At 36.1% G+C, this 7626-nt stretch carries 10 protein-coding genes; 1 reads left to right on the top strand and 9 read right to left on the bottom strand.

The features are described from left to right. On the top strand, positions 1–591 hold a 591-nt coding region (locus tag ACW2QF_RS15890; RefSeq protein ID WP_455716988.1), incomplete at its 5' end, for a hypothetical protein. 73 nt (positions 592–664) lie between these two features. Here the strand turns inward: ACW2QF_RS15890 and atpC are convergent. The 9 genes from atpC to ACW2QF_RS15845 all read right to left on the bottom strand — a co-directional run. Further along, positions 665–1084, bottom strand: coding sequence for an ATP synthase F1 subunit epsilon (gene atpC, locus ACW2QF_RS15885; protein ID WP_455716987.1), 420 nt, complete (start codon positions 1082–1084; stop codon positions 665–667). Between the two features lie 86 nt (positions 1085–1170). Further along, the gene (gene atpD / locus ACW2QF_RS15880; protein ID WP_455716986.1) at positions 1171–2562 is read right to left on the bottom strand and encodes a F0F1 ATP synthase subunit beta; all 1392 of its coding nucleotides are present in this window, start codon (positions 2560–2562) and stop codon (positions 1171–1173) included. A 20-nt stretch (positions 2563–2582) separates the two neighbouring features. After that, positions 2583–3461, bottom strand: coding sequence for an ATP synthase F1 subunit gamma (gene atpG / locus ACW2QF_RS15875; protein ID WP_455716985.1), 879 nt, complete (start codon positions 3459–3461; stop codon positions 2583–2585). 14 nt (positions 3462–3475) lie between these two features. After that, on the bottom strand, positions 3476–4987 hold the full coding sequence (gene atpA, locus ACW2QF_RS15870) for a F0F1 ATP synthase subunit alpha (protein WP_455716984.1): 1512 nt from the start codon (positions 4985–4987) through the stop codon (positions 3476–3478). A 51-nt stretch (positions 4988–5038) separates the two neighbouring features. Then, entirely contained in the window at positions 5039–5584 is a 546-nt protein-coding gene (locus ACW2QF_RS15865) for a F0F1 ATP synthase subunit delta (protein ID WP_455716983.1), read from the bottom strand. Further along, positions 5572–6090, bottom strand: coding sequence for a F0F1 ATP synthase subunit B (gene atpF / locus ACW2QF_RS15860; protein ID WP_455716989.1), 519 nt, complete (start codon positions 6088–6090; stop codon positions 5572–5574). The genes ACW2QF_RS15865 and atpF overlap by 13 nt, the downstream gene beginning before the upstream one ends. An 85-nt stretch (positions 6091–6175) precedes the next feature. Then, on the bottom strand, positions 6176–6430 hold the full coding sequence (atpE, locus tag ACW2QF_RS15855) for an ATP synthase F0 subunit C (RefSeq protein WP_455716982.1): 255 nt from the start codon (positions 6428–6430) through the stop codon (positions 6176–6178). A 22-nt stretch (positions 6431–6452) separates the two neighbouring features. Next, positions 6453–7211 (bottom strand): F0F1 ATP synthase subunit A, encoded by a 759-nt coding sequence (gene atpB / locus ACW2QF_RS15850; RefSeq protein ID WP_455716981.1) that lies wholly within the window; start codon positions 7209–7211, stop codon positions 6453–6455. Between the two features lie 17 nt (positions 7212–7228). Next, on the bottom strand, positions 7229–7626 hold a 398-nt coding region (locus ACW2QF_RS15845), incomplete at its 5' end, for an ATP synthase subunit I (protein ID WP_455716980.1).

The raw sequence follows: 7626 nt of genomic DNA, 5'->3' as shown, positions 1-7626 counted from the left end.
CTATTAATAGGATTAGTATGTATATTATTAATTACTAATACTTGTATGTGTGCTTACATTGTAAAAGATAAAATTTTAAATCAACATAATACAGAAGATAATAAAATCAAAAATGAGGTCAATAACAATTATACAAAACCTTATTTTATGATGAATCCAATTGATAAATACTTTATTGAAAAATTTAGTAATTATAAAAATCAAGTAGAATATAAAATATATCAAGAAGCATATTTGGACATATGGAAAACAGAATATAATACTATAATTGAAATTATACAAAAAAAATGTATTTACAAAGAAGATATAGATATTTTTAATAACTTTAATGATAAAATGATAGAAACTAGTTTCGACCAAATAGAGCCTGCTCTTTTAGCTGTAATGCTTGATAATTTTAGTATTCCAGAAAGCGCAGAAAAGCATAGTGAAGGGGTCGGAAATGTTTATGCTTTAAAAATGTACAAAGGAATGTTATATAGAAATGCTTGTATGTTATTCGTCGAGTATTTAGGAGATAACTATAAATTTCCAAACAGTAATCAAATAGAAGACTCTATAAATACAACCATAATAAGGTTAAATTCATAATATTTAAAATCAAAACATGAAATAAAAAAGGAGCTGAGCATTAATTTCTTAATGCTCAGCTCCTTTTTCTATCTTAGCGACCTGACTTTTCAGCTAATTCAATACGAATTAAGGAGCGGCGTAATGCCATCTCAGCACGAATCATATTGATTTGCCCTTCATCGGTTCCTTTCAATCGACGTTCTGCACGAATCTTTGCTTCATTAGCACGGTTGATATCTATCTCATCTGGCCATTCGCAAGATTCTGCTAATATGATTACTTTATCTTGAAGAATCTCAAGAAATCCACTTAATAAAGCAGCTTCCTTTACCTCTCCATTGTTGGTAATCTTAAGTATACCCGGCGCAACAATGGCGGTTAAAGGAATATGATCTTTTAACACACCAATATCACCTTCTGTAGTCTTAAGCTCGATCATTTCAGCATCGCCTTGAAAGAAGATTCGGTCAGGTGTAACAATTTGTAGATTAAATGTTTTTGTATCTGCCATCCAAGCACCTCAACTTTCCAGTAACCGCAACTTCTACCTCACGAACAAGGTTGTGTGAAAAACATTTTCACACCAACCTCTCTTATCTACTTAACGCGAGCAAGAACGTCATCTATATTACCTGCATTAAGGAAATAACTTTCAGGTATATCATCGTGTTTACCTTCAATAATTTCTTTAAAGCCTTGAATTGTTTCAGCAATTGGTACGTACTTACCTTCTAAGCCTGTAAATTGTTCTGCAACATTGAAAGGCTGAGAAAGGAATCTTTGTACCTTTCTTGCTCTAGATACAATAAGTTTTTCTTCTTCTGATAATTCATCCATACCAAGAATTGCAATGATATCTTGTAACTCTTTATATCTTTGAAGAATCTCTTGTACTTTACGTGCTACGCTGTAGTGTTCTTCACCAACAATACGTGGGTCAAGGATTCTAGAAGTAGATTCAAGTGGATCTACCGCTGGATAGATACCAAGTTCTACGATAGAACGTGAAAGTACTGTCTTCGCATCAAGATGGGCGAATGTAGTTGCTGGAGCTGGGTCAGTTAAGTCATCGGCTGGTACATATACAGCTTGAACAGATGTAATAGAACCATTCTTAGTCGATGTAATACGCTCTTGCAATGCACCCATTTCTGTTTGAAGTGTTGGTTGGTAACCAACGGCACTTGGCACACGTCCAAGTAACGCAGATACCTCGGAACCAGCTTGTGTAAAACGGAAGATGTTATCGATGAACAATAATACGTCTTTTCCTTCTTTATCACGGAAGTTCTCAGCAATTGTTAGTCCTGTAAGACCAACACGCATTCTCGCACCTGGTGGTTCGTTCATCTGACCGAATACCATGGCTGTCTTGTTAAGAACTCCTGATTCCATCATTTCATAATAAAGGTCATTACCTTCTCTTGTTCTTTCACCAACACCTGTAAATACAGAATATCCACCGTGTTCTGTTGCAATGTTTGTAATAAGCTCTTGGATAAGAACTGTCTTACCAACACCTGCACCACCGAATAGACCAATCTTACCACCTTTAAGGTATGGACAAAGTAAGTCTACTACCTTAATACCGGTTTCTAACATCTCTGTTGATGTAGATTGCTCTTCGTATGCAGGCGCTTTTCTATGAATCGGATTAAACTGAGCGCCATCTGGCACTGGTTTTTCGTCAATTGGTTGACCAAGCACGTTGAACATACGTCCAAGCGTTACTTCACCAACTGGTACAGATATTGGTGCACCTGTTGCAATGGCATCCATACCACGGATTAAACCGTCTGTCGGACCCATGGCGATACACCTAACTGTATCATCACCAAGATGTTGTGCTACTTCTACAACTAATTTACCACCATCTGCTGTAGGAATATCAATTGCATCATATATTTCAGGAAGTTTACCTTCACTATACTTTATATCAAGTACCGCACCGATAATCTGAGTGATTTTACCAACATTTTTATCTGCCATTTTTCTGTTTCACTCCTTTTTTAGCTGATTGCAGAAGCTCCCGCAACAATTTCTGTTAATTCTTGCGTAATTGAGCTTTGTCTTGCGCGGTTATAACTTAACGAAAGTTCGCTAATCATTTCTTCCGCATTATTTGTAGCTGAATCCATGGCTTGCATTCTTGCTCCGTTCTCACTAGCAACAGCCTCTACTAGGGCACCATAGATTAAGCTATTTATATATTTAGGGATAATCATATCCAATGCTTCTTCTGCATCTGGTTCATAGTTCATTAACGTAAGATCCTCTACAGATTTTGCTTCTGATTCTTCTTTCGAATTCTTTTCCATATTAGGATCAACTGGAAGTAATTTAATCAGAGTAGGGATATGAGTCACCGTATTTTTAAATCTAGTATAAGCAAGATAAATCTCGCCTACTTCATTATTTGAAAACGCTTCTAATACCGCAGCACCGATTTCAGCTGCATCCTTGTACATAGGTTCATTTATTACTTCTGAATAATCCGCTTTAATTTCATATCCAAATCGGTCTAAGGCTTCTTTTCCTTTTCTACCAATCGCATATATAATCGCATCTTCTTTCTTAATATCAGAATTCCTGATTAATTTTGTAATATTTGAATTATATCCACCAGCAAGTCCACGATTAGAAGTAATTACAATAATTGCTTTCTTCGGTGAATCTCCTGCTTGAAGGTATGGATGCGTGATATTACCAGATTTAGAAAGCATGGAACTAACCGTATCATACATATAATCAAAGTATGGCTTAGAACTTTCTGCTCTACCTTTTGCTCTTTGAAGTTTTACAGTAGATACCAACTTCATAGCTTTCGTAATCTGTTGGGTGCTTTGTATACTACTATTTCGTCTCTTGATCTCTCTCATCGAGGCCATAACGTCACACCCCTCTATCCGCGATTAAATTCTTTTTTGAATTCCTCAATAGCTTTAACAAGTGTACTTTCCGTCTCATCACTGATTACTTTTTCAGTCTTGATTGCTGATGGTACTTCTGGATATTTTGTATCAAGATATTCGAAAAGTTCTTTTTCGAATTCTAAGATTCTATTTACTTCAATATCAAGAAGATACTTCTTAGTTGCAGCATAGATGATGATAACTTGATATTCTACAGGCATTGGATTGTATTGTGGTTGTTTAAGAATTTCTCTAATTCTTTCACCTTGTGCAAGTCTTTCTTTTGTATCTGCATCTAGATCAGATCCAAACTGTGCAAAGGATGCTAACTCACGATACTGTGCCAAATCTGTACGAATCGGTCCGGCAATTTTCTTCATTGCCTTAATTTGTGCAGAACCACCAACACGAGAAACTGATAGACCAGCGTTAACAGCTGGACGGAAACCTGCATTGAACATTTCTGTTTCCAAGTAAATCTGTCCATCTGTGATAGAGATTACGTTTGTTGGAATATATGCAGAAACGTCACCCGCTTGTGTCTCAATGATTGGTAATGCTGTTAATGAGCCACCGCCAAGTTCATCTGAAAGACGAGCAGCTCTTTCAAGTAATCTTGAATGAAGATAGAATACATCACCTGGATAAGCTTCACGACCTGGTGGTCTACGAAGTAGTAAGGAAAGTGTACGATAAGCAGTTGCATGCTTACTTAAATCATCATATATGATTAATACATCTTGCCCTGCTTCCATCCATTCTTCACCCATAGCGCAACCTGAATATGGAGCAATATATTGTAATGGTGCTAATTCACTAGCTGTAGATGCAACTACAGTAGTATAATCCATTGCACCGTGTTCTTCCAATGTTTTAACGATTGTCGCAACAGTAGACGATTTTTGTCCAATAGCAACATAAATACATTTAACCCCTTGTCCCTTTTGGTTAATAATTGTATCAAGTGCAATGGCAGTTTTACCTGTCTGTCTGTCACCAATAATAAGCTCACGTTGTCCACGTCCAATTGGAACCATGGCATCAATCGCTTTAATACCTGTTTGTAATGGCGTATCTACGGATTTTCTTGAGATAACACCAGATGCAACTCTTTCAATTTGACGATATTTATCTGTATCAATTGGTCCTTTTCCATCAATAGGTTGACCAAGAGCATTAACAACACGACCTAGTAATGCATCACCAACAGGAACTTCAACTACTCTACCTGTTGTTTTAACAGTATCACCTTCGTTGATATTCTTCTTATCACTAAGTAATACGGCACCTACATTATCTTCTTCTAGGTTTAATACCATACCATAAACGTCGCCAGGAAATTCAAGGAGTTCACCTTGCATTGCTTTTTCAAGACCGTGAATACGTGCAATACCATCACCAACTGTGATTACAGTACCAACGTCAGAAACTTCTAACTTCGTACTATAATTTTTAATCTGTTCTTTGATTACAGAACTAATTTCTTCTGGTCTCAAATTCATGATACATAAGCACCTTCTTTCCTGTTTTTATTACTCTAATTATTCGTAAGTCTACACAGTTGCATTTCTTAAATCTTTTGCAAGCAATTGTAGTTTTGTTTTAATACTACTATCCACAACCCTGTCTCCAATACGAATAACTAATCCACCAATTAAGGTTTTATCCACATAATAAGTCAACTCAAATTGGCTATATTTTGTTGTCTGAAGCAATTTCTGTTCTATCTGCTTCTTTTGTTCCTCTGTTAATTCCACAGCGGATGTAACGGAAGCTACTCCAATATTCTTGTATTCTCTTACTTTCGCAATAAAATACTCAAATATACCATTAAGGTCATTGTATCTGTCCTTTTGAACAATAATAACTAAGAATCCTACTAAAGAGTCAGATACTCTTCCTTTGAATATGTTCTCTATTACAGATATCTTTTCCTCTTTATTTATTTTAGGATGACTTAGAAGTTTAAGTAAATCCGGATTGCCATCAATTGCTTCCTTCACTACATTCACTTCTTCGATAATGGTTGAAAGTGTTCCATTTTCTGAAGCAAGATCAAATAATGCTTCGCCATAGGTTTTAGAAACTAACTTTGCCATGTATCATCACCCATTTCTGTTAATGTATCTTCGATTAATTTGGCATGTTCCTTTGAATCAATTGAAGTTGATATAATTTTACCAGCCATGACTTGAGCAACAGTTATCATTTCTTGTTTGACTTCATCCTTAATCTTGCTCTTCTCAAGCTCGGCTTCTTTATTCGCTCTGTCAATGATACGAGTAGCTTCTGCCTTCGCTTCATCAACGATTTCAGTTTCTTTTTTTAGCGCTTTCTTTCTAGTTTGACTAAGAATCTCTTCTGCCTCTTTATTTACAGCCTTTAATTTACTATCATATTCTGCCTTGTAAGCAATTGCATCTGCCTTCTCAGTCGCTGCAAAATCCATTTCAGATTGAATCTTTTCTTGTCGTTTTTTTAGCATCTCTCTTGCAGGATTAAATAGCAGATATGACAATAGGGTAAATAATGCCAACATTGCTAGTGCTAGAATACATGCATCTACAAGCATTTGTGCGTCCAAACCAAAGATTCTACCTGCCATACCACTAGTTTCAAGTACTCCTGTGCTTGCAAGTAATATACTACTCACTTTTTGACCTCCCTTCGGTTTAGTCTATGCTTTTATCTTATAATTTACCTAATAATGGGTTAGCATATAATAAGATAATAGCTACAGCGAAACCGTAAAGACCAGTTGTTTCTGCAACGGCTTGTCCAAGTAACATTGTAGACATGATATTACCTTTTGCTCCTGGATTACGACCAACTGCTGCTGCACCTTGTCCAGCTGCATAACCTTGTCCAATACCAGGCCCAACACCTGCGATCATTGCGATACCTGCTCCAATAGCTGAAGCTGCTAATACGATTGCTCTTTCCATAATTAATTTCCTCCTTTAAAACCTAAGCTTCTTCAAATGTGTTTGAGATATAGACCATTGTTAACATACAGAATACATATGTCTGGATAGCACCAGAGAATACGTCGAAATATGCATGTAAAACACCTGGCCAAACTAATGTTAAAAATTTTGGTAACAGTCCATATATGAGACCCATCATTACTGTACCAGATAAAATATTACCAAATAAACGTAAGGACATTGATAGCGGAGTTGCAATTTCTCCAATGATATTGATTGGCGATAACAACAACGGTTTAAATAAGCTTGTAACATGCCCTGCTTTTTGATACTTGAATCCATTATAATGGATTAAAACAAAAGTTATCAAAGCTAGCGCAAGCGTAGTACCATAATCGGCTGTTGGTGGTCTAAGTCCAAACAAACCAGATAGGTTGGCTACTAAGATAAACATAAATAATGTTCCAATGTAGTTTGCGAACTTATATCCATGCTTAGAACCCATGTTAGTCACAGTCATGTTATCAATTGCTTCTACCATATACTCAATAATATTTAAGAAAGTACCTGGTACTTTGTTGGGATCCGCTTTCTTAATTGCCCTATTAGCAACTAAGGCAAAAATAATTAATGCTAACATAACAATAATTATTGAAATATGCGTTGAGGTTAAATATAATTTCTGACCAAACAACGTATATTCCTGATATCCTGTAATTCCAAAGTCAACATCCTGAGATGCACGTAGCAATCCCAATCTGGTAAAACTACCGGATACGGCAGCTATCCCTTGATACACGTTCTCACACTCCTTCATTAAGATATTTTTTTAGTAATAAATTTATTAGTTAACGGTTGTAAATAAGCACTGATTTTAAGGCCTAATATGCCAAACAATGTTCCTAACAAATTAAACACTTCTGGAAATGTTAATGCCACTACAACTGCGCAACCCATAATAATAAGACGAAGTATAGCCATCTTCTTGGTATACTTTGCCGCTCCCTCTTCGTTCATATCAAGCGCTCTTCCTATCGATGCGTTAAGATGAATCGCTAGAAAAATTGCAATTACAGAACCAAGAACCTCGCCCAAGATAAATGATAACTTATTATCTGTAACCAATGTTCCTATTATGCAAATAACTACCATGCAAATAACGATACCAATGATTAAATCCTTTACGGTTTCATTCATTTTTTTCATACAAGCAC

It is taken from the genome of Anaerosporobacter sp. (assembly GCF_965301125.1).
Note: the sequence above shows the minus strand (reverse complement) of the source record. Positions and strands in the feature narration are given on the sequence as shown.